The organism is Shigella sp. FC1967 (assembly GCF_001743005.1).
Classification (GTDB): domain Bacteria; phylum Pseudomonadota; class Gammaproteobacteria; order Enterobacterales; family Enterobacteriaceae; genus Proteus.
The window spans coordinates 1-210 of sequence record NZ_MIIZ01000483.1 but is presented as its reverse complement, the minus strand read 5'-3'; the positions used below and the strand labels follow the sequence as shown (position 1 = coordinate 210).

The 210-nt window shown below is 37.1% G+C and carries 1 pseudogene; it reads left to right on the top strand.

Annotated elements, in window-relative coordinates:
• Positions 1-112 (top strand): annotated as a pseudogene (locus BHE89_RS27365) (thiosulfate reductase cytochrome B subunit); the annotation flags it as partial.
• Positions 113-210: the final 98 nt, after the last annotated feature.

The following is a 210-nucleotide window of genomic DNA, read 5'->3' as shown; positions in this document are numbered from 1 at the left end:
TTGTATCAAACAAGCTCGCTTTTTATTCTTTACGGTTATAATGAAAGGCGAACCAACAACCCCTTTCGCAGCAACTGAAACTGATAAATTTAATCCACTTCAACAACTCGCTTGTATCAAACAAGCTCGCTTTTTATTCTTTACGGTTATAATGAAAGGCGAACCAACAACCCCTTTCGCAGCAACTGAAACTGATAAATTTAATCCACT